Origin of the sequence: Streptomyces mirabilis (assembly GCF_039503195.1) — a bacterium.
Taxonomy (GTDB): Bacteria; Actinomycetota; Actinomycetes; order Streptomycetales; family Streptomycetaceae; genus Streptomyces; species Streptomyces mirabilis_D.
On the sequence record NZ_JBCJKP010000001.1, the window covers coordinates 1 to 25,827 of the forward strand.

Genomic DNA, 25,827 nt, shown 5'->3' on the forward strand with positions numbered 1-25,827 from the left:
CCATCAACATCGCACCCGAAGGTCCTGGAGGCCAGACTCGAACAGCCAAGGCTCTCCACTTCCCGCAAGATGACCTCCAAGATCCACACCAAGATGACCCCGACGATCCGCACCGAGGTGAACGCATCGATCCATAAAGGCATCCACAACTGAACGAGCCCAGTTCAGCGAGCCGAGCCGCTGCAACTGCTGGAAAAGCCCGAACATGACGACACGACACTCCTCACCCAGTTGAACCCGCCAAGAGGCCGACCCAGTCCCACTTCAGAAACCCGGCCAAGCGCCCGCAACAAGCGGACAGGCTCGGCAACACACCAGCGCAGATGGAATCCGCGACCACCGAAAAGACCACCGACTCCGCCCGAGGACACCGACGCCTCAGAACCCCAGGACCACACACTCCCCAAACAGGTCGCGCTCATCGCGCGCCTGACACACAAAGCGAAGATGCCAGTCCGCAACAACCCGGCGACGATGCAGGTCATCAGATCGCCTAAGAGGCCATCTCATTTGGCTCGGTCGGTGGTCTGCGCTTGTGGACATCGTGGAGCGTCTGGTGCCGGATGAGTTGTGGGAGTTGTTCGAGCGGGTGGTGCCGCCCGCTCCGACGCGGCCTCAGGGCGGTGGCCGGCGGCGGTACGGGGATCGTGAGGTGCTGGCCGCGATTGTGTTCGTGGCCACGTCGGGGTGCACCTGGAAGCAACTGCCGCCGTCGTTCGGCCCGTCGGGGCCGACCGCGCACCGCCGGTTCGGCGAGTGGAGCAGGGCGCGGGTCTGGGCCAAGCTGCACCGCCTGGTGCTGGACGAACTCGGCGCCCGCGGGAACCTGGACTGGTCGAGGTGCGCGATCGACTCGGTGAACATGCGGGCCCTGAGAGGGGGGATCTGACAGGTCCGAATCCTGTCGACCGGGGCAAGAAAGGCTCGAAGATCCACCTGATCACGGAGCGGACCGGTTTACCCCTCTCCGTCGGTATCTCGGCCGCCAACCTGCACGACAGTCAGGCGCTGGAGCCACTCGTGCGCGGGATCCCGCCGATCCGCTCCCGCCGCGGCCCACGCCGACGTAAGCCCGCCAAGCTGCACGCCGACAAGGGCTACGACTACGACCACCTGCGTCGATGGCTGCGCAAGCGCGGCATCACCCACCGCATCGCACGCAACGGCATCGAATCCTCCACACGGCCGGGCCGCCACCGCTGGACGATCGAGCACACCATGGCCCGGCTCGCCGGCTGCCGTCGGCTCCACCGCCGCTACGAGCGCAAGGCCGAACACTTCCTGGCCCTCACCGCCATCGCCTGCACCCTCATTTGCTACCGCCGACTCACCAAATGAGACGACGTCCAAGAGGTCGTCTCACGTGGCAAGTTTCGCGAGCTTCTTGTAGCAGATCAGGGCGGCGGCCATGGCCAGGCCTCGGCTCTGCCAGTCGTCGCGGACCACGTGCGGGATCTTGAGACCACGAGTAGCCCATGGCAGGCTCATGCCGCATGATCGATGAATTCGCGAAAGGCAACCTGCACGAGAGACTGCGGCGCGATCGCAAGGCGCTGCTCTGGAAACTCGACGGCTTGTCCGAATACGACGCCCGCCGACCTTTGACAGCGACCGGGACCAACCTCCTCGGCCTGGTCAAACACGTGGCCACCGTCGAAGCCAGGTACTTCGGCGAGGTCTTCGACCGCCCTTCCCCGGAACAGCTGCCCCGGTGGCAGGACTCCAACGGCAGCGATCTGTGGGCGACCGAGGACGAGACCCGCGATCAGGTCATCGGGTTCTACCAGCGCACGTGGGACCACTCGGACGCGACGATCAATGAGCTTCCCCTTGACGCCCCCGGTCACGTGCCGTGGTGGCCGGAGCCCTATGCCGACACGAGCCTGTTCGCCATCATGGTCCATGTCCTCGGCGAGTCCATCCGGCATGCCGGGCACGCCGATATCCTGCGCGAGGGCCTCGACGGCCGGACCGGGCTGCGCGCCGAACTCGAGAAGCAGATCGACGAGGAAGCCCGTGCAGCCTACTGCGCGAAGATCGAGCAGGCCGCCAGGTCGGCCGCACCAATCGAGGCTTACTGATCATTTCAGAGTGAGATCCGCATGGTGGCTTGGTAGTCGGGTGTTGTGTCGGCAGGATCTGTCGGGTGTCTGCTGATCTTGTGCCTGATGACCTCTGGGAGCGCATAGCCCTGCTGTTGCCGGTCCGGCCGGCCAGACGGCGTCGGTATCCCGGGCGTGCCGGTGGATGACCGGGCTGCGTTGCGGAGCATCGATTACGTGCTGTGCAAGAGCGTGAGCTGGCGGGACGTTCCAGCGGAACAGGTCGGGGCTGCTGCGGGACGCCCACGTGCTACGGGCGGCGGTGTCTGGCCGCCCCGTTGCTGCCGTCAGCACCCACGACCGGCATCATGCCGCACGACAGCCTTCGGAGCGAAACCCTCCATGCACCGTGCGACTTCGCTGCGGGGCCATAAGCGGGGACGTCTGTCGGCACCGGATCGGAGGCACCCCAAATGCGGTCGGCACCCCACGGCATTTTGTCGTGATGGGGAAGCGTGATGGGGAAGGCCGAGTGACGGTGGCGGAGAGCGGGGTCGGCGAGGAAGCCGGCGACGGTGGTGTCGGCTGCGGCCACGAGAGGGTTGGCGGTCATGGCCTCGCACACTGGGACACCCCGCAGGAGTACCTGGAGCGTGGCCTGCCCGCTCTCCGCAGTCGCTGAGGCGATCACGAACCAGCCGATGAATACGAGCCAGATGCCGCTGAACACGGCCCCGAGGAAGACCACGCAGAGGTCCAGCACGCCAGACCACAACGCAAGAGCCCCGCACGCTGCTCATGTCACCGGGCGCAGCCGACGTCCAGCACTTCGATCACGTCACCGTGGCTGGTGTAGACAAGCCAGCACCATTCACCGAATACTGCGGCCAGCTCCGGGGCCTGTAGCTTCGGGGCCCGGGTCACAGCAGTGATGAGCGTGATGATCTCCTCATGCACATCGTCCGGGACGCCGAACAGCGCGTTGGCAGCCTGTTGGATCAGTTCGACTTTCATTTCGCACCCCGCGGACCACAGAAGCAGCAAGGTAGGGCAGCTGTGTACTCCGCCCGTGCCTGTGGACGACTACGACCAGAGTCCGTCACTGGTAGCACGCGTCGCAAGGTGTTGGGGTCCCGGCAGTACTCGCTGTCAAAGCAACGGATATCGCTGACCAACAGGGATGCGGCTTGGAGCGCTCATCAGCCTTCGTGGCTGGTGCTCTCGCGGTGCTTGCGTAGCTCTCGGTACAGCCTGGAGTGGCTGACGCCGGGCTCTGCGGCGACCTGTTCGGGGATCGCACTCTTTAATCCACTGGGCGGCTCCGGCGCGGGTGGTCGCGTTGAGCTTCGCGAGCCGTCAGGTCGGCAGTCCTCGGGCTTCCTTGGCGGCACGCGCGCTGGCGGCACGCTCCAGCATGTAGATCCGTTCCATCTGCGCGAGCATCGCCAGCAGCGCGATAGCCATGTCCGTCCCGGGGCCCGGCTCGCTGGTGTCCGCGGTGAGCAACTTTATGGTCTGGCCGGTCCACTTGTTCAGTTCGGCTGCGCTCAGGTAGCCGATGCGGGGGTCTCGACGTCGTCGCAGTGTCCCACGAGACCCGTCATCCCCGACGGCGCCGACACCGACGCCTTCCAGCACCACCACCTCGATTCCGCATGGCGCCTGCAGCACCTGCACCACTGGCTCGTCACCGACCCGCGCGGCTGGGGCCCCGGCACCGCACCAGACAGCATCCGCTACAGCGAACGTCCACGGCGCTTGTACGGCCACAAGGGCTATGGCCGAGGCCGGGCCGACGGGCGTCGGTGCGCCCGCTTGGCGGCCCGGACGCTCTCCTCCAGTGCCGCCATCAAGTCCAGCGCCGGGGCGGCCTCCGCCGGCCCGGCGAGCTCACCGCCGGTGATCTTCACGTCCACGAGCTGTTCAAGGGCGTGGGCGTACTCGTCGTGCACCGCGCCGACGTCGATGCCGGTGAGTTCCCGGATCAGCACCTCGGCCAGCTCCAGCTCCCGGTCGGTGACCGGCGTCGAGGGCGCGAGGTCTCCGGGGTCGCGCAGCTCGTCCTGCCACAGGAGAGTCTGAAGGATGAGCATGCCGTGGCGAGGGCGGAGCAGCGCCAGCCGCTCCCGGCCGCGGAGGGCTACCTTGGAGACGGCGACGTAGCCGGTGCGCGCGAGCGCCTCGACGAGCAGGGAGTAGGGGCGGTCGGCGCCCGGTCCGGGACCCACGTAGTACGGCCGCCCGTAACTGATCGGGTCGATGTCCTCGAAGGGCACGAAACCAAGCACGTCGACGGTCCGCTTTGTGGGCAGAGGCAGATGAGCCAGGTCCTCGTCCGTGAGCGGCACCATGCGCCCGTCCCCCAGGGCGAAGCCCCTACCGACTTGTTCGTACGGAATTTCCCGGTTCTCGGCCTTGCAAAAGCGGCGGTGCTCGACGCGGCTGCCGTCCGTGGCGTGGATCTCGTGAAGGCGCACGGGATGCTCCTCCGTGGCGGCGTACAGCCTGATCGACAGCGCGACCGACTCGAACCGGATCATCCCGGACCACGTGGCCTTCATGCATCCAGCGTCATCCCACAACACGTGACGCGCATCCCGGTCGCAGCCACCCCCAGCGAGCTGCCCGGGGCACGAGGAAGTCCCCACATATGCTCGAGCTCGATGCCGTCGGGGCAGTTGTTATAGCCCGGCGAACGTCGATCCGATCCGGCGCGTGATGCGCCTTGAGTGGAAGGATCGGTGCCATGGGCACCGAGAAGGGTTGGGTGTACCGGGTCGACGAGCCGCACGGCTCGCAGGGCTGGCGCCCCTACGGCGGCCATCCCGAGCGGTGGCGAGGGACCGTCATCACCGACGACCCCAAAGAGGACGCCGAGTACGTCGCCGCCTACGTCGTCACCGACCTGATGACCGAGTGGGAGGTGCTCGGCACCGGGCAGAGGCACGTACGCGTGATCGTCTGGGAGGACGAGGAAGGCGAACTTCCCGAGGACGCAGCCTTCACCGTGGAGATCCAGCCCGACATCGATGCAGACTGACCGATCCGGCCGCAGGGGACAGGCTTGGCGCTCTTCGGTTCCGCGGAGCGCGGGCGTCACACAGCCTTCGCGCCGCGGTCAGGCCCGCGCGAAGGCTCCGAGGGCAAAAACAGTCCCCGGTAGTGCTGCGCGTGTCCTGAGCCTTCAGTCGTCACTGGTGCCTCGGTATCACGCCGGCTTGCCGGGGGCCCAAACCACATCCTGTCCAAGCCGCTCCGCCGATTAGACGTCCTCACCGACTTTGTGGCTCTTTCGGTGTTGTGGCCTAGTAATCACCCTGCATGGAATACGCCATGAGGTAAATTTTTCGAACATTCAGTGGATGAAGGTGCGGACTTCTCGCGGCGAGGACATGGAGACCGGGGCGCACGAATACCCGAAGCGGGTGCGTCTCCGGGGGCCCGCTCCTCGCTCGCCCGGCAGGCGAGGGCACACGAGCTGGGCGTCGCGTCCGTATCGGCAGGTCAGCCCCTGGCTTCTCTGCACTTCATTTGGAGGGGTGACGGGGCTCTTGGCTCACCCCGGCCCTTGCCACCGACTCAGCCGGTGGGTTCCCGTGCTGCACCGCTGTGGTGGACTATCCGGGCATGGGCTACAGGGCCCTGTTCGACTGGGTCCAGTTGGTGCGTTCGACGGACAACTCCTCCGCCGGCTTCGACATGGATCCGATCTATTCGTTCGAGGATGGGCCGTCACCGAACGCGTTCTTCGGAATCAATCCCACTCTATTTGACGCTCCATCACGAGCCAAGCACACCCCCTGACCTGGATGGCGCACAGCTTTCTGGCATGGACGCCGATGCATGACGCCGAACGGCGCCCGGCATCCAGAGCTACTTCCGCAGAGAATCGCATGGAATCCCGTTCAGGCGGGCCATGAGGACGGTGATGTCGTCGTGGTGACCCTCGGGATGCTGGCACCGCATCAGTGCCTCACAGGTGTCCTCCAGCGACGAGTGCTGGGCGGTGAGTCTGCGGCCGAGCGCGTGGAGTGCCTCCTCGATGTCCTGCCCGCGGGTCTCCACCAGGCCGTCGGTGCACAGCAGGAGGAGGCTGCCGGGGTCCGTGAGCAGTTCCAGGGTGTCGAAGGTGACGCTGCCCACTCCGATGGGTGCGCCGACCGGGACCTTCAGCAGATCATTGCTGCCGTCGGGCCCCACGAGGACTGGCGGAAGGTGGCCGGCGCTGGCGAGAATGGAGCGGCCGGTCGTCGGGTCGTAGACGCAGTACAGACAGGTGGCCAGCTGGGTATGGCCCAGGTGCTGTGCGAAGGCGTCGAGCTGGGCAAGTAGCCGCCCGGGGGGCAGGTCCAAAGTGGCGAGGGTCCTGACCGCCGTGCGCAGCTGTCCCATGACGACCGCTGCGTGCAGGCCGTGACCTGCCACGTCGCCGATGACGAGTCCGACTCGGTGGCCCGGCAGGGGGATCACGTCAAACCAGTCGCCTCCGACCTGCGTGGTGTGACTGCTGGGGTGATACCGGTAGGCGATCTCCACCCCTGGCAGGCGAGGAGGCGGCGTGGGAAGCAGGCTGCGCTGCAGCACCGCGGAGGCCGTCGCTTCGTCGCTGTGGATCCGGGCGTTGTGCAGGGCCACGGCCGCCCGCTCGGCCACCTCCTCACAGGCTGTCAGGTCCGCGGCGACGAAAGCGGGACGGTCGGGTTTGCGCCCGAACACCAGGAAGCCGAGGGCCCCACCGTGCGCCACCAGATGCACCAGCAGGACGGAGGAGCCCTTCAGCACCAACCGGGCGGCCGGGCTGTCGAGCTCCGCCGGAAGTTGCTGCAAGACCTCATCTCCTACATGGGGAATGAGGACTGGTTCGATCTCCGCAAGGAATCGAGCCATGGCCGTGCCGGTCGTGTAGACGAAGGTCTTCCCTGGGCGGAGTTCCTCCCGGCAGTCCAAGTCCTCATGGTGGACTGCCGCCACGCGGTGCATCACCACCGCACCCTCCAGGCCCTGGGGCGCGAGGTCATCTTCCGACGCAACGACCTGATCGCACAGATGAACCGAAGCGAAGTCGGCGAACCCCGGCACCGCCAGGCCGGCAAGTTGGCCGGCCTGGCGCTTGAGATCCAGGGTTGTGCCGATACCGCGCACGGCGTCGCACAGGAAGGTCAGCCTGGCCGTGTCGGTGCTGGTGACCGTACCGGGTGTCGCTCGGCGATCGGAGCCCGGGAGCGTCAGAGCGCATCGTTGTGTCTCTGGCGGCAAAGAGGCCCCCCTGACGTGTGCCGGGCGCAACGCGCCCCTGGGATGACAAGGACAACTGCGCCAGACCCGGCCCTCGAGACTGCCCAGACCTTCCGTTATGACCCTATCGCCCCAGCTCAGCGGAGGCGTTCACTCACAGGGGTGGTCCGCGCTGGTGGATCGGCGGTGTGGTGACGGGCCCGTGAGGTCTGTACCCAGTTCGGTGTGCTCGGGAAGCGGCGCAGGGTGGTGGCCTCACTCCGCAGGGTCAGGCCGTGCGCGAGCGGGTGCGCTTGCTCACCGCCGATGGCTTCATGCGGGGTGAAGAGAACTCAGTGATAGCCAACGGCTCCAGGGCAGTGTGCGCTCGGGGGACGGTGGCGCCAGTCCTGGTGTGAGGGAGAGCGAGAGGCACTGCGCACGTCGGGCCCTCGCGAAGCGGCCGAAGGTCGAGGAAAGTGACCGCGCACGAGCCGCTCCTGCTGGAACACCTCAGGGCTTTGCACGTACGGCAGGGCGCTGCCGCCATGGCGGAAGTCGTAGATCAGCGGGCTCCATAGGACCGGATCAAGGTGATACGTACCAGGCACGACGATGCGCTCGTCGGCGTGTACACCGATCACCTCGGTCTCGACGCTGAAGAACCGCCCCTCCGTGCTGGTGTGAGCGCGATCGCCCTGGCCTCCATTTGGAGGGTGCTTGGCCACCCGAGGCGGCCGTACGACGTCGGAGGCCGTCGGCGTGAGCCCGGCCGCAGCGAACTTTGTCGCGCTCGAATCGGTACAGAGGCTGCTTGCTCTCCAGGACCGGGGTCGGCCCGATCAGCGGCGCGAGGCGCGCCACCTGCGCCCACAGGTCCGGCAGCAGGAACGCGATGTCGAGCCAGGTCGTGCAGTTCCAGGTGATCCCTTCCCCGGGAATCTTGGCGTCGGCCTGGTTGGGGATCAGTCCCAGGCCGCCGAAGGCGAACTCGACGACGTAACCGGCGCCACCATCGCGGCGAAGAAGGTGACCAGCAGAATGGCGGCCATACGGGCGCCCAGTACTTCTGGTAGCTGCCGTAGTACTTCCGGTAGGTATTGAGGATCGGGAGGATCAACAGGTCGGCGTACATGAAGGCGGTCACGCCGCCGAAGCTCATGCCGCTTCCACAGCAGCACGGCCAGGGGCACGTTGCCGATCAAGCAGACGATCCACCCGCATCACAGGAACCCCGCAGACCTTCGAGATCACCAGAAAGCTCACCATCAAAGCCCCCGGACCCACCCGGTCACGGTGCACGGGAAGGGGAATGGCGACAGGCTGTTGCGCTGCTGGGCGACCGTCATTCAATCCGCCTGGGAATCCAGCCCTACACCGCGTTCTTGAGTGCGTTGCGGCTGGCTGATGAGATCATTGTGGAGTTCGAGGTCGCCAGGATCGAACCGGTGGATGGGACTGGACAGCCACCCGACTCGATGCCGCGAGCAGGTCGGGCGCCCGGCCGCCTACTGTGGGGGCATGGGCGAAATCGTCGTCGTGTACGAGCTCGACAACCCAGTGGCCAAGCGCTCCTCCCTGGGGATAGCGACTGGTGAGGAACGGCCCGTCCGCAAGCTGCACGCCGCGCCCTCCGCCCCGGGGGAGCCCTCCGCGACGGGACCGCGGACCCTCTGCGGCAAGGACACCTTCGCCATGCAGACGGCCTGCTGGAAGCCCTCCGCACACCCTGGCGCTCCCTGGTACCCCGTGCAGTACGTATCCGTGGTCTGCTCCGACTGCGATGCCGTGATCGAGACCTGACCGGCGTGCGGAGCATGCGACTCCAAACGGGGTCATTCCAAATCCGTCAGATCCTCCGCCCCACCGCGGGTTCCGACACAACGGCGCGCAGCGGCTACGGCGCCCCGGCCCGCCTGCGGCTTCGAGCGCAGGCTGCGGTCCTCGACAGCCCCCTGCACCCGCCTTCTCTACCGCTCAACCCCCTTGTTCCACGCACTCCTTGAAATGCTCCAGATCGCTGCGAACGAGCCGTTCGATCGCGTGCACCTGGGCGAATCCCCTCTGCCCGCCGAAGGTCTCCCTGATCGCGTCGGGGTCGTACTCGAGCCGTGCCTGGACCCGGGTGCGGTTCTCGTTGGTCGGCTGCAGCGAGAAGGAACCCACCAGTTCGGGGTCGCTGGTGGTGTGCCACTCCATCACGCGTTCCCCCTTGCGATCGGAGATCTCGGCCTCGAACACCCGGGCCCGGCCGCCGGCCTCGACGTCCAGACGCGCTCGACCACCCGCCTCCGTACGGACCTCGCGCACTCCTTCTACGAACCGCGGATAGTTCTCCACGCGGTGGAGGTCGTCCCAAGCCTTGTCGATCGGCACTCCAACGTCGACGTGTTCTTCGAGGGTGCTCATGGCCCACCTCCATGTTCGACTCATGACGCATGGGCTTTCTGTGTCCAGTGTGCGCCCGGTGGGGTGCCCGGTGGTGGCGTCGAGTGTTCCGGTGAACGCGGTCCGCAACGCGCATCGCTACGACCACGCTGTCCGATGCTGTCACCACCGGCAGGTACCTATGAGGTGTTCGGCCGGCAGGACACACCGAAGCCGACAAGATCATGCGCGGCATGCGGAAGACCCCGGGCGACTTCACCCTGATGAGCGCGACACCTCACGGGGCATGGAGCACAGCCTGGGCAACAACGTCTCGGTGAGCCTCAGCGACGACGACCGGAAGCTGCGGGCCGGCCGGTCCCGGCGCATGCTGGTGACATGGACGTGCGCCCCCCGGTGGTCGTGCTTTCGCCGGAGTCGGACGGGGGTCGGCGCGTGATGATCCGCGGCAAGTGCACGGGCACCGCGCACAGCCTGTTCGACGTGCTGGATTTCCTGCACCGTGCCGGCCTGCCCGTCGAGGACCGGGTCGTCGACGACCCAGAGCTGATCAAGTGGTGCGGTGGCGGACCGTACGACTGGGACAACACGGCGTAGCCACCGTAACCCCGGATTTCCGCCCCACCGTGTATCGCCGTCCTGGCGCGTTGGGGGTCTTCCCTGTCTGACCGCATGCCGAGAGGGCGACAGGGGCCTCCCCTACTCGTCGCCGACGCGTACGACCGCCAGCGTGATGTTGTCGGGTCCGCCCGCCGCGATGGCGGCCTTCCACAGTTCGAAGGCCGCCCGGCCGTCGTCGTGCTCCCGCATCACCGCATCGATCTCGTCCGGCGTCACCGGGTCGGTCAGACCGTCTGTGCAGATGAGGTAGCGGTCGCCGGGCGACAGCGACGCGGCCGTCACGTGAGGACTGATGGGGCGGTAGCCGGGCGTACCGCCCAGGCACTGGGTGACGAGGGACGTGGTGCGCTCCCCGGGTTCGAGCGGCGGGCTGTCGTCGACGCTCACCTGGCGCAGCCCGTCGCGAGAGGCCGCGAACACCCGGCTGTCCCCCACGTTGAACGTCAGCAGCGAGCCGGGCTGTACGACGACGCCGGCGACGGTCGTCCCCATGGTGGCCAGCTCACTTCCGGTGCCGCCGGCAGCCCGGTACAGGGCGCGGTTGCAAGCGTTCAAGGCGTCGCGGACGGCGTCCTCGCTGCTCAGAGTGGGACCGATCGACGCGAGCCGGTGGGCAGCCAGGGCGCTGGCCACGTCGCCGCCGGGATGTCCGCCGAGCCCGTCGGCGACGGCGACGACGAGGGGCGTCCCCAGCGGGAAGACCAGGCTCTGCGGGTTCTCGGTCACGGTGGCGCACAGTGTCCACGGTCCGACGACGAGGCTGTCCTCGTTCCGCCCGCGGAGCAGCCCGGGATGGCTCAGCGCACTCACGGCGACGTACGACATGGAGCGCCACCGCCTTCCCGCACCGGCACACCGCAGGAGGCCGGGCCCCGGACCTGCTGACACTCGTACACGAGTCCTCGCGGCCGAAAGCCTGAGCCGAGAGATGGACCCTCACGAGACGTCCTGTCCGGGACACCCGGCGAGTTGATGCCTGTCGCTCAGACGTCGGCCAGCCGCGCGCACACGCAGAACTCTCGCGGTTCGGCCCGGACGCACGGGCGGGCGAAGGCTATGACGTCGCCCCGCCGCAGCGCCAGGCACAGTGCGTCGGTCGGTTTCCAGCGCGCGGAGCCACCCGGCCGAGCCTGTCCATCCGACCACCGCCCAACCGACGAGCGGGGCAACAACACCATTCTCCGCTCCGGCGCCCCCTCCGGCCAGCCTCCACGGACGGTCACAGTGGCCTGCCGCACGCCCCTGGCGGGACCTCCTCGACACCGCCCCACACCGGTGACGTCCACTACGACACCGGCGCCGCCCACGGCGACGACCCCTTTGAGCACGGCGGCTTCGCGGTGCGCTTCTCCCCCGCGACCTGGTCGGCATGCTTGCCGACGGCTGGACACTCGACGAGGTCCACGCCTTCGACGAAGGGGACCTGCCCCGCCGCCTGTGGCGCTTCACCCAGCCCCTCTGACGGCCGGTGACCAGTCCGTCGGCAGGGTGCCCCGGGGCGCGCCGGTTCGCCGAGCGTAGGGGGCCGAGCCGCCATAGGGCCGGGTTCACGGGGTGATGGACGCGTCTGTGCTCAGCTCGTCGGCATGCTCGCCGGTGACCAGGTAGACCACTCACCGGGCTACCGACACGGCATGGTCGGCGAACCGTTCGTAGTAGCGGCCGACCAGCGTGACGTCGACGGCCGTCTCGACGCCGTGCTTCCAGCGGTCGTCCATCAGATGCTGGAAAAGCGTGCGGTGCAGCTCGTCCATCCGGTCGTCGTCCTCCTCCAGCCGGAGGGCCGCATCGACGTCCTTGGTGGTGATCACTTCTGCGGCCTGCGCCATCAGGCGCTGCGCGAGCTGGCCCATCTCCAGGATCGTACGGTGCAGGTCGCCGGGTACCGCGAACTTGGGGAAGCGCAGCCGGGCCAGCTTGGCCACGTGCTCGGCCAGGTCGCCCGAACGCTCCAGGTCCGCGCTCATCCGCAGCGAGGTGACGACGACCCGCAGGTCCGTGGCGACCGGCTGCTGCCGCGCCAGGATCGCAATCGCCCGGTCTTCCAGGTCGCGCTGCAGGTCATCGACCCTCGAGTCGGCCGAGATGACGCTCTCGGCAAGCGAGAGGTCGGCATCGAGGAGGGCGGTCGTGGCCCGGCCGATCGCCGAGCCGACCAGCCTCGCCATCTCCACCAGACCGTCACTGATCGAGTCCAACTCCTCGTGATAAGCGTCCCGCATCACGCTCTCCCCGCTCCATCGGTTCTGTGCCCGCTTGTTCTTTCCGGCGGCCAGCCTTCCACCCCAGGGGTACGGCTCAACGACGCTTTGACGCCTGCGATTCGACCGCGGTGGCCCGGCAGCGCCCGCTCGCTTTGTCCAGCCGTGCCGGGACGTCGCCGTGGCCCGATGTCGCGCTCTTCGGCGAAGGCACGGTACCCGCTGCCGGGTGAGGCCGTTGTGCTCGGTGCCTGGGGCATCGCCCGCGCTGGTGGCGTACGGGGAGAGCGGGTGCGGTGGCGGTGGTTGGCCGGCTGGGGGTGGGGGTGTTGCGCTGGTGCGGGGTCGGGTGAGGCGTTCAGGCTGTTGGAGGTGATATGAGGCCGGTAGAGCTGGTGGGTGGAGGTGCGTTCGAGCTGCCCGCGACCAACCACGTGGCCCAACTCATTGCGTTACCTGCTTCCCCCCGGATCTGGGCAGCCGCACGATCGCGCGAGACAGCTCGCCGCGCCCCAGGCCCCAGCAGAGGCTCCGGCCTGCCGGGTCCAGGGGTGGGCGGTGGCGAACAGGCCGCCCCCGATCCGGGTCTCGTTCTCGGGCAGGTACAACCAGGCCACGCGCCACGAAACGATCCGGCGGAGCGGAGGCCGCAGCAGTACTTGCTGCGCCGTCTCGGCAACCGAACGTGACAGGACCAGTTCCGGCCGAGCCGCTCCCGCAGACCGCAGACCGCAGACCACCGATGCGGATCAGTCTCGCGGGGCCGAGGTCGAGATCCAGCCGACGGCGAGGACGCCGCCGCCAGCGCGCCCCGGACGATCCGGAGTTCGGAGTGATCCGGAACAGGATCCGGTCATAACAAGGTCTGTCCCTGGCTTTCCGTGCCTGATTGAAGGCCTTGACGATGCTGGCGCGTTGGGCCGTCGGAGTCGTGGGAGCCTGCGCCGCGCGGACGCGGCGGCGGGCCGCGCGGCCAGTTGGCGGCAGGCCGCCAGGGTGCGACTGCTCACCTCGACGAGTGGCGGGCAGGGCCGTGTGACAATGGCGTCCGCAAGGGCTGAGGGGGCGGTGTGGCTCGCGTCGTTTGCGTGCACGGAGTGGGCAAGCAGCTGCTGGGGGAACGCACGCTGCTGCGGGACTGGTGGCCAACGTTGCTGGACGGCCTGGCCAGGGCGGGTGGCGACGAGGCGGCCGCCGGCGACGGCGCCATGGCGTTCTACGGCGACCTGTTCCGCCCGCCCGGTGAATCCCTGGGCGTCGGCGACCCCCTCCTCGGACCCCAGGATGTCGAGCCGGGATGGGAGCAGGAGCAGCTCCTCGCGTGGTGGCGCGCGGCCGCCGAGGCCGATCCCGCGGTGGCGCCACCCGGCGCTGACACTCTGGCGCGCGTGCCCGGGTCCGTGCAGGCGGCGCTGCGCCAGCTGTCGCGCTCGAGGTTCTTCGCCGGGATCGCGACGCGCGCGCTGGTCTTCGACCTCAAGCAGGTGCACCGCTACCTGGCCGATCCCGAGCTGCGGGCGGCGGCCCGGTCCCGGCTGGCGGCGCTGATCGAGCCAGACACCCGGGTGGTGGTCGCACACTCGCTGGGCACGCTCGTGGCGTACGAGGCGTTGTGCGCGCGGCCGCACAGCGTGAGGGCGCTGGTGACGCTCGGGTCGCCGCTCGGGATCCGGAACCTGATCTTCGACCAGCTCGAACCCGCGCCCATCGACGGGCTGGGGGCCTGGCCGGGCCCGGACGACCTGGTGTGGACGAACGTCGTGGACCGCGGCGACGTGGTCGCACTGGAGAAGGACCTCCGCTGCCGGTTCGGCGACCGGGTGCACAACGTCGTTGTGCACAACGGCTCCCACGCGCACGACGCCGCCGCGTACCTGACCGACCGGCTCACCGGCGCCGCCATCGCCGGAGGGCTCGGTGAACGGTGACGACCCGGTACGGCGGTTCCTGATCGCGACCGCGGTGGCGCACTACGCGAAGGCGCCGCGGTGGGACCGGCCCAGCCTCGTACACGCGCGGGAGCGGATCATCGAGCTGTTCACCGGCACTCTCGGCTACACCCTCGTCGACGACCTCGGCCTCGACCCGACCCGCGAGCAGCTCACCAGCCGGCTCCGCGCCTTCTGCCGCGCCCCCGACCGGCGGCCGGACGACGTGCTCGCGGTGTACGTCGCGGCGCATGGTGAGGTGCTCCAGGGCAGCGAAGACCACGTCCTGCTCACCGCGGACACCGACCCGGACGACGTCGCCGACGCCCTGCCCACGGCGGAACTGGCCCGGCGAATGCTGCTCGACACCCCCGTGCGGCGGCTGCTGCTGATGCTCGACACCTGCTACTCCGGCCAGGGCGGCAACGAGCTGACGGCCGCAGCGCTCACCAGGATGACCCGGCACTGGGCGGGCGAGGCAGGCACAGGGCTCGTGGTCATCACCTCCGCCCAGCCCGTGGAACAGGCGAGCGTCGGCGCGTTCCCCCGACTGCTGGGTGACGCCGTCGTGGACGTCTCAACCGCGGGCCACGCGCCGTCCACCCTGCCGCTGGACACGGTGGTCAAGGCGATGAACGCCAACCCGGCCCGGCCGCGCTTCCAGATGATCGGCTCGGCGATGGCCGCGCTCACCGGCGAGGTGCCGCCGTTCCTGCCCAACCCGCGCCGCGACACCCGCCCGTCGGGCGTGGACCTCGCAATCCAGCAGGCCGTGGAGTGGGACGCCGAGGCGCGGCGGCGGGACGGCGAGTTCCGCGCCACCCTGCTGGTCCGGGCCAAGGGCGGGGACGGGTGGTGGTTCTCCGGGCGGGTGGCCGCCCTGCGCGACATCGCACGCTGGCTCGCCGAGCCCGACCCGGCGCGACCGCTCCTCGCGGTGACCGCCGCGCCCGGGTCCGGCAAGACCGCGGTCCTCGGCCTCGTCTCGACGCTGACCCACCCGGACCGGCGTCCCATGGTGCCCGTCGACACGATCGGCCTGCCGCCGGACGCCGTCCCCGCCGTCGGAGCGGTCGACGTCGCCGTGTACGCGCAGAACCTGACCACCGACCAGGTGCTGCGGGGGATCGCCGCCGGTGCCCGCGTGCCCGCCGAGACGCCGGGTGCGCTGCTCGACGCGCTGACCACGCCGGTCACCGTCCTCATCGACGCGCTCGACGAGGCGGCCGACCCTCACGACCTCGTCCTGCGGCTGCTGCGCCCGCTGGCCGACCACGCGGCGGGCCGGCTGCGCCTGCTCGTCGGCACGCGGCCGCACCTGCTGGCGGACCTCGGACTGCGGCGGGACGGCAGCGTGGACCTCGACGCATCCCGCTACGCCGACCTCGACGCCCTGACCGCGTACTCGGCGCGCTGCCTGCGGGAGTCGGCGGCCGAGAGCCCCTACCGGGACCGGCCCCACGCGACCGCCGCCGTGGCTGCGGCGGTCGCGGCGGCCGCCACCCCGTCGTTCCTGGTCGCCCGCATCACCAGCGGCACCCTCGCGGCGGACACAGCGATCCCCGACTGGCGCGACCCGGTGTGGCGCGCGGCGCTGCCGCGGCTGCCCGGGCCAGCAATGCGCCACGACCTCGTGACCAGGCTCGGCGGCGACGCCGAGCGCGTGCGCGACCTGTTGCGGCCGCTGGCGTTCGCCGAGGGGCAGGGCCTGCCGTGGGAGGACATATGGGCACCGCTCGCCGCCCGGCTGGCCGGGACGGGGTACGGCGACGAGGACCTGCAGTGGCTGCGCCGCCACGCCGGCTCGTACGTCGTCGAGGCGGTCGAGGCGCACCGCTCCGCCTACCGCCTGTACCACCAGGCGCTTGCCGAGCACCTGCGTGAGGGCGTCGACGCCGTCGCGGCGCACGGCGCGTTCACGGAGGTGCTGCTGTCGCGGGTCCCGCTCGACCACACCGGCGAGCGGCTCTGGTCGCGAGCGCACCCGTACCTGCTGCGGCACCTCGCGACGCACGCCGCGCGGTGCGGGCGACTGGACGAACTCGTCGCCGATCCCGGCTACCTGGCCCACGCGGAACCCGACGAGTTGCTCCCCGCACTCGACCACGTCACCACGCCCGGCGCCCGCCTGGTGCGCTCGGTCTACCGCGCCTCCTCCGGCGTGCACCGGCGCCTGCCGCCGCAGCGGCGCCGCCTGGTGCTCGCCACGGACGCGGCGAGGTTCGGCGCGACCGAGCTGCACCGGGCGCTCGTGCCGCCCCTGCGGTGGTTCCCGCGCTGGGCGACCGGGCAGCAGATCAGCTCCGCCCTCCGCGCGACGCTCGTCGGCGGCGACAAGCCGGTGACGGCGAGCGCGTGCACCGTCCTCGACGGTCGCCCCGTCGCGGTCACCACGGGCCACGACTGCGTGGTCCGGCTGTGGGACCTCGACACCGGGGCCGTCCGCGCCACGCTCACCGGTCACACGGACACGGTGGACGCGGTCGCGTGCACGGTCGTGGACGGGCGTCCGCTCGTGGTGACCGCGGGCCGCGACGCTGAGCTGCGGGTGTGGAACCCGGCCACGGGCGCGGTGTGGAGCACGCCCACCGGCCACGGCCGCCACCTGAACACGGTCGCGTGCGCCGAACTCGACGGCCGTCCCGTCGCCGTGGTGGGCGGACCGGCGCTCGAGGTGTGGGACGTCCACAGCAGCACCCGCGTCGCCGCCTACGCCTGTTCCGTCGACGCGCTGGCGTGCACGGTCCTCGACGGCCGACCGGTGGCCGTCGTCGCGACCCACTCGAACGTCCTCGTGGTGGACCTGGCCACCGGCGCGCAACGCAGGATCACCGACGACTTCCTCGGCGGTCACGGGTTCCGCGCGGTGGCCTGCACCGTCCTACATGGACGTCCGGTCGCGGTGTCCGGCAGCACCGATGGCAGCGTCCGGGTGTGGGACCTCCACAGCGCAGAGGAGGCGCTTGCCCTCATCGGTCACGAGAACACGGTGACCTCGGTGGACTGCAAGGTGATCGACGGCGAGACCGTCGCGGTCACCGGCGGGATCGACGGCACCGTCCGGGTGTGGGGCCTGGTCACGGGCGAGTCGCGCGCGGTCATGGCCGGCCACGAGCACTTCGTGTCGTCGGTGACCTGCACCGTCCACAGCGGACAGCCGGTCGCGGTGAGTACCGGGCTCGACGGCACGGTGCGGGTGTGGGACCTCACCGCGTCCGTGCGCGCCCGCCTGCCCGCCGCCGGCCACACCTCGGACATCGGCGCGGTCGCGACCGCGGTCGTGGACGGCGTTGCCGTGGCGGTCACCGCCGGGCACGACGACGTCGTCCGGGTGTGGGAACTCGACACCGGGCGCCTCCGCGTCACCCTCACCGGGCACAGGAGCGCCGTCTATGCTGCCGCGTGCGCCGTCGTGGCCGGACAGCCCGTAGCGATCACCGGCGGGGACGACGAGACCGTGAGGGTCTGGGACCTGGCCAGCGGGACGCCGGCGTCTACCTTCACCGGCCACAGGGGACCAGTCAGGGGGATCGCGTGCACGACTCTGGCGGGACGGCCCGTGGCGGTCAGCGCCGGGGCGTACCACGACTCGCTGTTCGTCTGGTGGCTCGACACGGGCGAGGTGTGCCGCGAGATCCACACCAGGCACGAGATCGCGGTGAACGGCATCGCGTGCTCGGGCGTTGGCGGGCGGCCGCTCGCGGTCTCGGTCGGCTACGACGGAACCGCGTGGGTGTGGGACCTGACCACGGGCACCCGGCGCGCGGCGCTGACGGGACACGACGGCACCGTGGAAGCAGTGGCATGCGGATCGGTCGACGGCCGTCCCGTGGCGGTCACCGGCGGCCAGGACACGTACGTCCGAGTGTGGGACCTGACGACCGGTGCCGCCCTGCACGCCCTCGCGGGGCACGAGCGCCCGATTGCCGCGATCGACTGCCGCGCACTCGACGGCGTGCCCACCGCGCTCTCCGTCGACAGTGGAGGGTCGGTGCGGTTCTGGGACCTGCGGAACGGCACGCAGCGTGACGCGTTCGACGTAGCCGGCATGATCCGCGGTGCGCTGTGCGTCGGCCCGCGCGGGGAGATCGTGGTCGGCACCGGTTGGGACCTCGTGGTGTTCGACCGCGCCGAACCATCGAGCACGGTGTAGCACCCGCCGATTCGCTAGCAGCCCGCCAGGAACACCGCGGCGAACACCACGGATGACGCGGCACGGTAGCTGGAGCACATAGTGACCCCTCACCAGCAGGCAATGGCTGCGCACATACTCCCCGGCCGACGCATCAGCACACCGGCCGGGGCCCGCGCCAAGAAGCACAACCGAATGCGGAGTGCGCCACCGCGCAGCGCGTCGCCTGCATCCGCTCACCGAGGGCCTCAGCCACCGCCCCGACCAGCCCATCCACGTCACTCGCGCCCGCCGGCCCCCGCCCACAGGGCGCGGCCTTGCCCGGCGCCGCCGTCACGACGGCGCCGAGTGCCGGCCGGTACGGGCCGGCTGGAGACGGGGTGTGTGCGACGCCGTATTCGCGGGCAAGGCGGTTGGCCTCCGCGGCGGAGCCGGTCATCCGGTGCAGCCACAACGCGTACGCCACCGAATCCATCTGCTCCTGTGTCAGATACAGCCGCCACCGCTTGATCCCGTGATCGCACGAGGCCGTACGGACCTGCTCCGCCAGCCTGTCGGCCGGCGGCACCCGGAGCCGGCCGGTGAGGCCGACGAACACTCGCAGTGCGGCCATCTGCCAGGGGGATCAGCTCCACCAGTTGCCGGTCCGGGGCCGCCTCCCCGGGCGGAGGCTCGGCCCGGGGGCGGGACTGGCCGTACGCGAGGGTGTCGTGGCCGTACGGCGTCAAACGGGCCGCCCACCGCACGGGCCGACCCTCCAGGACCGACAGCTCCGCACGGCCTCCCGGCAGGCAAGCTCCACCAGGCCCTGGCTTCCAGGGCGTTCACCTGCTGCTGATGCGGCAGGAGGAGCTCCGTATCCAGCGTCCAGCCGTGCCCGGCCACCCGCCCACGCTCCCACAGCGCCTCCAGCACCGACAGCCCCCTCTCCCAATTCCTCATCCCGCTCCCCCAGCGTGTGCCCATGAACGCGTGCGCCGACCGTAGACGCCGACACCGGCCCGGACAGCGCCAAAGGCAGGGAAGGCAAGCCCACCGGGTGACACCGGCCGCCACAGACGTGCCAGGCGGGACGCCACCCGGTAAAACACGGCGGTACCGGCGTCGTCTGATGCAGGGTTTTGCACCCGTTCACCCCTCCCTCTCAACACACTCAGGCCCGCCTACCAGCCAGGGCGGGACGGCGCAACGTTCGCGCTTCATGCAGGTGCCGCTGCACGAGGCGAAGGCGGAGTTCTTCCGGATGCTCGGGCATCCGGTGCGGATAAGGGTGCTGGAGCTGTTGCAGGACGGGCCGAAGCCGGTGCGTGACCTACTGACGGCGATCGAGGTCGAGCCGTCGAACCTCTCGCAGCAGCTGGCGGTTCTGCGCCGCTCGGGGATCGTCACCGCCACCCGCACCGGCTCCACCGTGGTGTACGAGCTGGCGGGCGGGGACGTGGCCGAGCTGCTGGCCGCGGCGCGCCGGATCCTGTCCGTTCTGGCGGCGGGCCGTCGGGATTTGCTGGATGAGCTGCGTGTCACGGAGCCGGCGCCGTGATGGGCGGACGCTCGTTCCGGCCGTGGCGCCGAAGCCGGGCCGCAGCAGCGGTAGGTGTCGCTGACGCCGAGCCGCATCTGCCCGAGCTCGAACCGGGCGCGACGGGCGCGGGCTGCAGCTGGTGGCCGAGCTGGCCGCCGAGTACGACGGCGACGTCAGCGCGGCACGGGCCGCCGACCATGACGGCAAGGTAGTCCTCGTCCGGTTCCCCCTGTCGTCGTAGGCCGTATCAATGTGGAGATCGCGGGAAGCAAGGAGACAACACTGTGAGTGGTAGAGCTGAGGCGACCGAGCGGCGGAAAAGCAAGCGGGGCGAGCGGAAGGCCAAGAACGGGGAGTGGCGGATCGAGCGCGGTGTCGCGATCCGGGCGGGCTTTTACATCTTCGGCACCCATCTGTTCGCCGGGTTCGTGTGGCTGCTCTTCTACCTGGGCGAGCACGCGCACAAGTGACCAGGAATCAGAGAGGCTGCGTTCCCCACGGAACGGGGCCGACCCGCCTCGTCTGAGGACCGGTCGGCCCTATGGGAACACCGGTGCAACAGTGAAGCTGTGGATCAAAGGAGCTGGCGGGTGGTCGTTCTTCTCTTGCGCCGCCACCCCTGCCTCCCATCCGGCGCACTGCCCTGAAACACAGCTTGAAGACTTTCTCGCTTGGCTGGGGGCCGTGACCGGGGTGGATGGCGAGACACGTCACTCGGGGGTGAAGCGGCCGCCTCCCGCTACCACAGAGCGCTGTCAGTCCCGGGAAGCGGCCGCCGGTTGAGGGTCGCCGTCACGACGGCGGTTTCGCCTGGGTCTGGGCGGCCTGCAGATCGGCGAGGAGCTCGGCTTGTCCGGCGAGCACGCCGGACAGGATGGTGCGGGCGACCCTGAGCAGCTCGGCGATATACGGGCTGGTCAGCGAGTAATACACCGTCGATCCCTCTTTACGGGTCACCACCAGGTTCGCCCTCCGCAGCACCGCGAGCTGCTGCGACAGATGCGCTGCTTCGATCCCTACCTCCGGGAGCATCTCCGCGACCGCGTGCTCGCGCTCGCTCAGCAGCTCCAGGACCCGGATGCGCGCCGGGTGGCCGAGCGTCTTGAAGAACTCGGCCTTCAGTTGGTACAGCGGCGTACTCATCGTGTCGTCGCCTCCCCGGTACGGCAGCACGGCCGCACCAGGCCGTCCTCGGCGCATCCCATCAACCCACTCGTCAAACACATGTGGCCATCCTCGCGTGCGACAGCGGCCCAGCCGAATCCGCGCACGAGAACCGAGCCGCCCGAATCCAGCAGTGCGACCTCAGCAATTGCTAAGATTAGCAACTCCATATGTGATGTGAAGGAGGCTGGCGTGAGAATCATTCCGCTGCGTGGCGCGGGCGTCGCCTGGTTCAAGTGCCCCGCCTGCCGCCTCAAGTGCCGGCCCACCGCCGTCGGCCCGGACGGGCAGTGCCCGCGGTGCGGCGAGGCCCGCATGCTGAAGCTGTCCTTCGGCGGCCGGGCCACCGCGTCGGACGGCGGCCGGAGCTGACCCGCACGCGGCTCCGCCACGGGGGGATGGACCATGGGTGACTGGACGGTTCAGTCCGGCACCGGGATCCGCTTCGAGTGGGGACCCGCCGGCGCGGGGCGCCTCGCCGGAGAGGCTGCCTGTCTGATCGTCGTTGACGTGCTGTCCTTCACCACGGCGGTGAGCATCGCCGCCGAGAGGGGCATCCGGGTTCTCCCGTTCAGGCTGCCGGACGGCCCCGCCACCACGGCCGAGCGGGCCGCATCAGAGAAGGCCGCCGCCGTCTACGCGCGGCAATCCGGAGCACGGCTGGCCGTCGCCCGCCACGCCGTGACGCCCGACAGTCCCTGGTCCCTCTCACCGGCCCACATGGGCCGCGCCCCGTTCGTCGCGCGCCTGGTGCTGCCGTCCCCGCACGGCGCGGCCATCGCCGCGGCCGCACCGCCTCACGTGCGAGTGGTCGCCGCCTGTCTGCGCAACATCACCGCGGTCGGCAGCTGGCTCGCGGGCCGCGGCTACGGCTCGCCCGCGCATCCGGTCGCCGTGATCGCAGCGGGCGAGCGATGGCCGGACGGCAGCCTGCGCCCCGCGTTGGAGGACCTGCTGGGCGCCGGCGGCCTCATCTCCGACCTGCACGCCCAGGGCGCGGGACCGCTGTCCGCCGAGGCAGCCGCCGCGAGAGCGGCCTACGAGGGCACCGCCGATCTCACCCGCGCGGTCGCCGCCGGTGTCTCCGGGCGGGAGCTGGCAGCAAGAGGCTTCGTCCAGGACGTGGCCATCGCCACGGAAGGGGACATCTGCGCTGCCGTGCCCGTACGGGATGGGGACGGAGCCTTCTCCCCCGGCTGAGCCCGGCGGGATCAGGCCCGATGCTGGTCTCCGGTCGGCTGCCCTGTCGTCTGCCACTCGGGGCGGCCCTGCGGCGGCTCGTCGTGCCGTGTGCTGTGTGCGGCGAGCGCGCCAGCCAGGTCGGCGTGCACGGGGATGAGCGGGCAGTCTCCGCCGGGGACGAGAGATCCGTCGGCGGGGATCGCGGCCAGTTCCAGGCTGCGGCCCGATGCGGCGAGACGGCGCGCGGCCTCGGTGATCGCCAGCTGCCCCTCGGCCGACCAGCCGCGCAGTCCGGTGAGGTCGACGATGACCGGACCGGTGCCCCGGGCCAGCGCCCAGCCAACGGCACCGGTGAAGCGGTGGACGGCGTCCGGGCCCAGGTATCCGGAGACGGACAGGATGCCGAGGTCCTGCTCGACGGTGTAGCGCCACTCGATGGTCATGTGCGTCAACTTCCTTGCGCGGTCAGCCTGGCGATTCAGAGGGGGAGGGTGATCCAGATGCTTTTGCCCTGGCCGTCGGCATCACTCCGTACGACGGCCGTGCCGCCCAGGCCGAGGGTGAGCTCCATGACCGTGCCCAGACCGCCGCCACCGGTTTGGGTGACCGCGCCGTACAACGCCGGCTGGTAGGGGTGACGGTCATGGACGGCGAAAGCCAGACAGTCCTTGCCCGCCGCGTAGATGACGGTCAGCTGCGGGGAGAGGTCGGCGGCATGCCGGACGGTGTTGGTGACCAGTTCACCGAGGATCAGCAGGGCCGGATCGACGCTGGGGTGACGCAGGCTGATACCCCACTCGGCCAGCGCCTGCTCGGCGGTTTCCCGGGCCATGCGGACCGCGGACGGCATCGTCGGCAGCGTGAGGACATGCCGGTAGGGCAGGGTTTCGAGCCGAGTGCTCATCACGCCTCCGCGCGGGCGAGGCGGAAACCGGTCACCGTCTTGGGGTTCAGGCGCAGCAGGGTGTCGTGCGGGCCGTGGCTCCAGCCGGCGAGGGTGCGCTGGTAGTGGGCGGCCTCGTCAGGCTCGGTGATCACGTCGACCGGCCCGGCGACCGTGACGCTCCAGCCGGTACCGGTCGCCGCGCGGACCTCGTCCACCTGGTAGGTCGCCGTGGCGGGGACCGCAGCGGCAGGTGCCGGGGTGCGCACCACCAGGCGGCCGTACTCCCAGGTGTGCCGGCCCGGGCGCAGGACGGTCAGGTCCCGCTGCGCGTACACCAGCCGTCCCAGCGCACTGCCCTCGAGCAACCACAGGGCCTCGGCACCCGAGACCTCGACCATGCGCAGGGATGCGGGGGGAGTGCTCATCCGACGGTTTCCTCTGTTTCCTCGCTGATGGGCCAGGACATCTGGGCGGGGTGGAGCGGTATGACACCGGCGCATTCCAGGTAGGTGCGCGCGCCCTGGATCGCCTCCGGCGTGGTGGCGTACTCGCGTCCCTCCCGTCGCAGCAGCTCCAATGCGCCCACGGAGTCCAGGACCTGACGCTGGCTGGGGCGTATTCCGGAGGTCAGAACAGCGATGCCGCGCCGGTTGAGCTTCTCCACCGCGTCCTTGAGGACCAGGGCGCCGGTGGCGTCGATGGTGCTCACGCGGGACATGCGCAGGATGACGACGCGTACGTCGGCGACCTCGGCCAGCTCCAGCAGGAAGCGGTGGGCGGCGGCGAAGAACAGCGGCCCGTCGATCCGGTACGCGACGATGTGCTCGGCGAGCAGCGCGTGCTCCTCCGCGCTGTGGTCCCCACGGTCGAGGGGAACCTGGTCCAGGCGCGCCTGTTTGGCCACGGCGCGCAGGGCGAGCGTGCCCGCGACCATCAGGCCGAGGATCACGGCGTAGACGAGGTCGAGGGCGAGGGTGGCCAGGGCGGTCAATACGAGGATCAGGGCATCTGAGCGGGTGGCCTTCGCCATCGCCTTGAGCGAGCCGACCTCGACCATCCGGACAGCAGTAGCCAGGAGCACGCCGGCGAGCGCGGCGAGCGGGATCCTGGAGACGAGGGGCGCGGCAGCAAAGACGATCACGGCGAGGATCGCGGCGTGGGTGAGGGCCGCCAGCCGGGACCCGGCGCCGGTACGGACGTTGACCGCGGTCCGCGCGATCGCGCCGGTCGCGGGTACCCCGCCGAACAGCGGGGCGGCGATGTTGGCCAGGCCTTGCCCGAACAGCTCGCGGTCCGGGTCGTGCTTCTGGCCGACCGTCATGCCATCGGCCACCGATGCCGACAGCAGCGACTCCAGCGCGGCCAGCGCCGCCACAGCGACCGCTGGAGCGAGCAGCGAGCCGAGTGCGCCGACGTCGAGGAAGGCGAGGGACGGCGCGGGCAGGCCGGACGGCAGGTCCCCGATCGGCTTTGCCGCGTGCAGGCCGGCTACCTGGGCAACGATGGTGGCCGCGATCACCGCGAGGATGGAGAAGGGGATCGCGGGCCGCCAGCGAGCGCCGACGACCATGACGGCGGCTACCGCGAGGGCGAAGGCGACGGCGGTCCAGTTCGGGTCTTTCGTGAACGCCTCCAGGGCGCGCCAGGTCACCACGAGGACACGGTCGCCCTCCGGCTTGGGCACCCCGAGGGCATTCGGGATCTGCTGCAGTCCGATCACGCAGGCGATGCCGAGCGTGAAGCCTTCGACGACCGGGGCGGGCACGTACTGCATGTACTTCCCGGCCCGAAGCAGGGCGAGCGCGACGAGCATCACGCCCGCCATCAGCCCGACGGTGAGCACCCCGGACGGCCCGTGCTCGGCAACGATCGGCACCAGCACGACCGTCATCGCGCCCGTCGGTCCGGACACCTGCAGATTCGAACCACCGAACACCGCGGCCAGCGCGCCGGCGATGACCGCGGTCGCCAGACCCGCCTCCGCGCCCAGCCCGGAGGAGACGCCGAAACCGAGCGCGAGCGGCAGCGCGACGATCGCCACCGTGAGGCCGGCCAGCAGGTCCCGGCGCAGGTCGCGCCGCATCTCCGCCAGGTCCGTACGGCCCGGCAGCAACGCAGTGAGCCGGGCCCCGATCCGGCCGAACGAGAGCCTCATCGCCCGGCGACCTGGGTTTCCCGCAGCTCTGCCAGCAGCTCGTTCTTCCCTGCCAGCAGCTCGGTCAGAATGCGGCGCGCGGCCCCCATCAGGTCGGCGACATCCCCGCTGGCCAGTTCGTAGACCACCGTCGAGCCTTCGCGTATGGAGGTGACGATGCCCGAGCGACGCAATACCGCCAGTTGCTGCGACAGGCTGGCGGGCTCCACCTCGATCTCGGCCAGCAGCTCACGAACCGGCATCGGCCCGTCCTGCAGCAGCTCCAGCACCCGTATCCGTACGGGATGCCCCAGCATCCGGAAGAACTCGGCCTTGGCCTGGTACAGCGGAACGGACACGACTCCTCAACTTCCCCGACAGCGCCCCACCCGGGGCAAGCGAAGACTGCGCCC

The 25,827-nt window shown here is 70.1% G+C and carries 25 protein-coding genes and 2 pseudogenes; 11 read left to right on the forward strand and 16 right to left on the reverse strand.

The genetic code is table 11. The features are described from left to right. The first annotated feature begins 544 nt into the window (after positions 1 to 544). Positions 545 to 1,338 (forward strand): IS5 family transposase gene (locus tag AAFF41_RS00005; protein WP_425526223.1). Its coding sequence is split into 2 segments (ribosomal slippage): positions 545 to 874 and positions 877 to 1,338, totalling 792 coding nucleotides; the frame shifts between segments, so codons are not numbered across the junction. Between the two features lie 21 nt (positions 1,339 to 1,359). Here AAFF41_RS00005 and AAFF41_RS00010 read toward each other — a convergent pair. Next, a complete protein-coding gene (locus AAFF41_RS00010; RefSeq protein ID WP_319754619.1) occupies positions 1,360 to 1,488 on the reverse strand; it encodes a hypothetical protein in 129 nt (42 codons plus the stop codon). Between the two features lie 5 nt (positions 1,489 to 1,493). On the opposite strand from AAFF41_RS00010, the gene AAFF41_RS00015 reads away from it, so the two are divergent. Then, positions 1,494 to 2,081 carry a DinB family protein gene (locus tag AAFF41_RS00015; protein ID WP_319754618.1) on the forward strand — a complete coding sequence of 196 codons (588 nt, stop codon included), beginning with the start codon at positions 1,494 to 1,496 and terminating at the stop codon, positions 2,079 to 2,081. A gap of 762 nt (positions 2,082 to 2,843) precedes the next feature. Here AAFF41_RS00015 and AAFF41_RS00020 read toward each other — a convergent pair. The 3 genes from AAFF41_RS00020 to ku all read right to left on the reverse strand — a co-directional run bounded on the left by AAFF41_RS00020 (position 2,844) and on the right by ku (position 4,603). Then, entirely contained in the window at positions 2,844 to 3,056 is a 213-nt protein-coding gene (locus AAFF41_RS00020; RefSeq protein WP_319754617.1) for a hypothetical protein, read from the reverse strand. A gap of 342 nt (positions 3,057 to 3,398) precedes the next feature. Then, positions 3,399 to 3,719 carry a hypothetical protein gene (locus tag AAFF41_RS00025; protein WP_343323159.1) on the reverse strand — a complete coding sequence of 107 codons (321 nt, stop codon included), beginning with the start codon at positions 3,717 to 3,719 and terminating at the stop codon, positions 3,399 to 3,401. A 98-nt stretch (positions 3,720 to 3,817) separates the two neighbouring features. After that, positions 3,818 to 4,603 (reverse strand): non-homologous end joining protein Ku, encoded by a 786-nt coding sequence (gene ku / locus AAFF41_RS00030; RefSeq protein ID WP_343323160.1) that lies wholly within the window; start codon positions 4,601 to 4,603, stop codon positions 3,818 to 3,820. A gap of 185 nt (positions 4,604 to 4,788) precedes the next feature. Between ku and AAFF41_RS00035 the strand changes: the two genes are divergently transcribed. Continuing rightward, positions 4,789 to 5,082 carry a hypothetical protein gene (locus AAFF41_RS00035; RefSeq protein WP_319754614.1) on the forward strand — a complete coding sequence of 98 codons (294 nt, stop codon included), beginning with the start codon at positions 4,789 to 4,791 and terminating at the stop codon, positions 5,080 to 5,082. A gap of 833 nt (positions 5,083 to 5,915) precedes the next feature. On the opposite strand, the gene AAFF41_RS00040 is transcribed toward AAFF41_RS00035, so the two are convergent. Both AAFF41_RS00040 and AAFF41_RS00045 read right to left on the reverse strand, forming a co-directional pair. After that, positions 5,916 to 6,869 (reverse strand): PP2C family protein-serine/threonine phosphatase, encoded by a 954-nt coding sequence (locus AAFF41_RS00040; protein ID WP_319754613.1) that lies wholly within the window; start codon positions 6,867 to 6,869, stop codon positions 5,916 to 5,918. A 1,269-nt stretch (positions 6,870 to 8,138) separates the two neighbouring features. Next, positions 8,139 to 8,467: pseudogene (locus AAFF41_RS00045) on the reverse strand (permease); the annotation flags it as partial. A 310-nt stretch (positions 8,468 to 8,777) separates the two neighbouring features. Between AAFF41_RS00045 and AAFF41_RS00050 the strand changes: the two are divergent. Beyond that, the gene (locus AAFF41_RS00050; RefSeq protein ID WP_343323161.1) at positions 8,778 to 9,059 is read left to right on the forward strand and encodes a hypothetical protein; all 282 of its coding nucleotides are present in this window, start codon (positions 8,778 to 8,780) and stop codon (positions 9,057 to 9,059) included. A 174-nt stretch (positions 9,060 to 9,233) separates the two neighbouring features. Here AAFF41_RS00050 and AAFF41_RS00055 read toward each other — a convergent pair whose 3' ends face one another. Further along, positions 9,234 to 9,665 (reverse strand): SRPBCC family protein, encoded by a 432-nt coding sequence (locus tag AAFF41_RS00055; protein WP_343323162.1) that lies wholly within the window; start codon positions 9,663 to 9,665, stop codon positions 9,234 to 9,236. Positions 9,666 to 10,022: 357 nt separating this feature from the next. On the opposite strand from AAFF41_RS00055, the gene AAFF41_RS00060 reads away from it, so the two are divergent. Then, a complete protein-coding gene (locus AAFF41_RS00060) occupies positions 10,023 to 10,241 on the forward strand; it encodes a hypothetical protein (protein WP_319754610.1) in 219 nt (72 codons plus the stop codon). Positions 10,242 to 10,343: 102 nt separating this feature from the next. Here the strand turns inward: AAFF41_RS00060 and AAFF41_RS00065 are convergent, their stop codons facing one another. Further along, positions 10,344 to 11,090 (reverse strand): PP2C family protein-serine/threonine phosphatase, encoded by a 747-nt coding sequence (locus tag AAFF41_RS00065; protein WP_319754609.1) that lies wholly within the window; start codon positions 11,088 to 11,090, stop codon positions 10,344 to 10,346. A gap of 791 nt (positions 11,091 to 11,881) precedes the next feature. Continuing rightward, a pseudogene (gene phoU / locus AAFF41_RS00070) lies at positions 11,882 to 12,487 on the reverse strand (phosphate signaling complex protein PhoU); the annotation flags it as partial. Between the two features lie 1,049 nt (positions 12,488 to 13,536). Here phoU and AAFF41_RS00075 point away from each other — a divergent pair. After that, positions 13,537 to 14,394, forward strand: coding sequence for a lipase family protein (locus AAFF41_RS00075; RefSeq protein WP_319752521.1), 858 nt, complete (start codon positions 13,537 to 13,539; stop codon positions 14,392 to 14,394). Continuing rightward, entirely contained in the window at positions 14,384 to 18,547 is a 4,164-nt protein-coding gene (locus AAFF41_RS00080) for a caspase family protein (RefSeq protein WP_343323163.1), read from the forward strand. Before AAFF41_RS00075 ends, AAFF41_RS00080 begins: the two co-directional genes overlap by 11 nt. A 133-nt stretch (positions 18,548 to 18,680) precedes the next feature. On the opposite strand, the gene AAFF41_RS00085 is transcribed toward AAFF41_RS00080, so the two are convergent. Next, positions 18,681 to 19,139 (reverse strand): DUF6417 family protein, encoded by a 459-nt coding sequence (locus tag AAFF41_RS00085; RefSeq protein ID WP_319752523.1) that lies wholly within the window; start codon positions 19,137 to 19,139, stop codon positions 18,681 to 18,683. Positions 19,140 to 19,727: 588 nt separating this feature from the next. Between AAFF41_RS00085 and AAFF41_RS00090 the strand changes: the two genes are divergently transcribed. Together AAFF41_RS00090 and AAFF41_RS00095 are read left to right on the forward strand one after the other, a co-directional pair. Then, complete coding sequence (locus AAFF41_RS00090) at positions 19,728 to 20,066, forward strand: ArsR/SmtB family transcription factor (protein WP_343323164.1); 339 nt, start codon at positions 19,728 to 19,730, stop codon at positions 20,064 to 20,066. Between the two features lie 266 nt (positions 20,067 to 20,332). Continuing rightward, positions 20,333 to 20,518, forward strand: coding sequence for a DUF6126 family protein (locus tag AAFF41_RS00095; protein WP_319752525.1), 186 nt, complete (start codon positions 20,333 to 20,335; stop codon positions 20,516 to 20,518). Between the two features lie 322 nt (positions 20,519 to 20,840). Here AAFF41_RS00095 and AAFF41_RS00100 read toward each other — a convergent pair whose 3' ends face one another. Beyond that, positions 20,841 to 21,191, reverse strand: a complete 351-nt coding sequence (locus tag AAFF41_RS00100; protein WP_054228650.1) for an ArsR/SmtB family transcription factor — start codon at positions 21,189 to 21,191, stop codon at positions 20,841 to 20,843. A gap of 213 nt (positions 21,192 to 21,404) precedes the next feature. Here AAFF41_RS00100 and AAFF41_RS00105 point away from each other — a divergent pair, with 213 nt between their 5' ends. Together AAFF41_RS00105 and AAFF41_RS00110 are read left to right on the forward strand one after the other, a co-directional pair. Beyond that, a complete protein-coding gene (locus AAFF41_RS00105) occupies positions 21,405 to 21,584 on the forward strand; it encodes a hypothetical protein (RefSeq protein WP_097288518.1) in 180 nt (59 codons plus the stop codon). A gap of 33 nt (positions 21,585 to 21,617) precedes the next feature. Further along, entirely contained in the window at positions 21,618 to 22,412 is a 795-nt protein-coding gene (locus AAFF41_RS00110; RefSeq protein WP_343323165.1) for a 2-phosphosulfolactate phosphatase, read from the forward strand. An 11-nt stretch (positions 22,413 to 22,423) separates the two neighbouring features. On the opposite strand, the gene AAFF41_RS00115 is transcribed toward AAFF41_RS00110, so the two are convergent. Genes AAFF41_RS00115 through AAFF41_RS00135 form a run of 5 tightly spaced genes read right to left on the reverse strand, consistent with a single transcriptional unit; the run spans position 22,424 to position 25,773 of the window. Continuing rightward, entirely contained in the window at positions 22,424 to 22,837 is a 414-nt protein-coding gene (locus tag AAFF41_RS00115; protein WP_319752528.1) for an STAS domain-containing protein, read from the reverse strand. 35 nt (positions 22,838 to 22,872) lie between these two features. Beyond that, complete coding sequence (locus AAFF41_RS00120; RefSeq protein WP_054237178.1) at positions 22,873 to 23,298, reverse strand: ATP-binding protein; 426 nt, start codon at positions 23,296 to 23,298, stop codon at positions 22,873 to 22,875. Next, entirely contained in the window at positions 23,298 to 23,705 is a 408-nt protein-coding gene (locus AAFF41_RS00125; protein WP_319752529.1) for a pyridoxamine 5'-phosphate oxidase family protein, read from the reverse strand. The genes AAFF41_RS00120 and AAFF41_RS00125 overlap by 1 nt, the downstream gene beginning before the upstream one ends. Continuing rightward, positions 23,702 to 25,435: a SulP family inorganic anion transporter gene (locus tag AAFF41_RS00130; RefSeq protein ID WP_343323166.1), complete on the reverse strand. Its 1,734-nt coding sequence runs from the start codon at positions 25,433 to 25,435 to the stop codon at positions 23,702 to 23,704. Before AAFF41_RS00130 ends, AAFF41_RS00125 begins: the two co-directional genes overlap by 4 nt. Next, on the reverse strand, positions 25,432 to 25,773 hold the full coding sequence (locus AAFF41_RS00135; RefSeq protein ID WP_319752531.1) for an ArsR/SmtB family transcription factor: 342 nt from the start codon (positions 25,771 to 25,773) through the stop codon (positions 25,432 to 25,434). Before AAFF41_RS00135 ends, AAFF41_RS00130 begins: the two co-directional genes overlap by 4 nt. Positions 25,774 to 25,827: the final 54 nt, after the last annotated feature.

Coding starts and splice junctions, on each gene's coding strand:
- AAFF41_RS00010 (WP_319754619.1), bottom strand. CDS start 1,488: ATGAGCCTGCCATGGGCTACTCGTGGTCTCAAGATCCCGCACGTGGTC.
- AAFF41_RS00015 (WP_319754618.1), top strand. CDS start 1,494: ATGATCGATGAATTCGCGAAAGGCAACCTGCACGAGAGACTGCGGCGC.
- AAFF41_RS00020 (WP_319754617.1), bottom strand. CDS start 3,056: ATGAAAGTCGAACTGATCCAACAGGCTGCCAACGCGCTGTTCGGCGTC.
- ku (WP_343323160.1), bottom strand. CDS start 4,603: ATGAAGGCCACGTGGTCCGGGATGATCCGGTTCGAGTCGGTCGCGCTG.
- AAFF41_RS00035 (WP_319754614.1), top strand. CDS start 4,789: ATGGGCACCGAGAAGGGTTGGGTGTACCGGGTCGACGAGCCGCACGGC.
- AAFF41_RS00050 (WP_343323161.1), top strand. CDS start 8,778: ATGGGCGAAATCGTCGTCGTGTACGAGCTCGACAACCCAGTGGCCAAG.
- AAFF41_RS00055 (WP_343323162.1), bottom strand. CDS start 9,665: ATGAGCACCCTCGAAGAACACGTCGACGTTGGAGTGCCGATCGACAAG.
- AAFF41_RS00060 (WP_319754610.1), top strand. CDS start 10,023: ATGGACGTGCGCCCCCCGGTGGTCGTGCTTTCGCCGGAGTCGGACGGG.
- AAFF41_RS00065 (WP_319754609.1), bottom strand. CDS start 11,090: ATGTCGTACGTCGCCGTGAGTGCGCTGAGCCATCCCGGGCTGCTCCGC.
- AAFF41_RS00085 (WP_319752523.1), bottom strand. CDS start 19,139: ATGGCCGCACTGCGAGTGTTCGTCGGCCTCACCGGCCGGCTCCGGGTG.
- AAFF41_RS00090 (WP_343323164.1), top strand. CDS start 19,728: ATGCAGGTGCCGCTGCACGAGGCGAAGGCGGAGTTCTTCCGGATGCTC.
- AAFF41_RS00100 (WP_054228650.1), bottom strand. CDS start 21,191: ATGAGTACGCCGCTGTACCAACTGAAGGCCGAGTTCTTCAAGACGCTC.
- AAFF41_RS00110 (WP_343323165.1), top strand. CDS start 21,618: ATGGGTGACTGGACGGTTCAGTCCGGCACCGGGATCCGCTTCGAGTGG.
- AAFF41_RS00115 (WP_319752528.1), bottom strand. CDS start 22,837: ATGACCATCGAGTGGCGCTACACCGTCGAGCAGGACCTCGGCATCCTG.
- AAFF41_RS00120 (WP_054237178.1), bottom strand. CDS start 23,298: ATGAGCACTCGGCTCGAAACCCTGCCCTACCGGCATGTCCTCACGCTG.
- AAFF41_RS00125 (WP_319752529.1), bottom strand. CDS start 23,705: ATGAGCACTCCCCCCGCATCCCTGCGCATGGTCGAGGTCTCGGGTGCC.
- AAFF41_RS00130 (WP_343323166.1), bottom strand. CDS start 25,435: ATGAGGCTCTCGTTCGGCCGGATCGGGGCCCGGCTCACTGCGTTGCTG.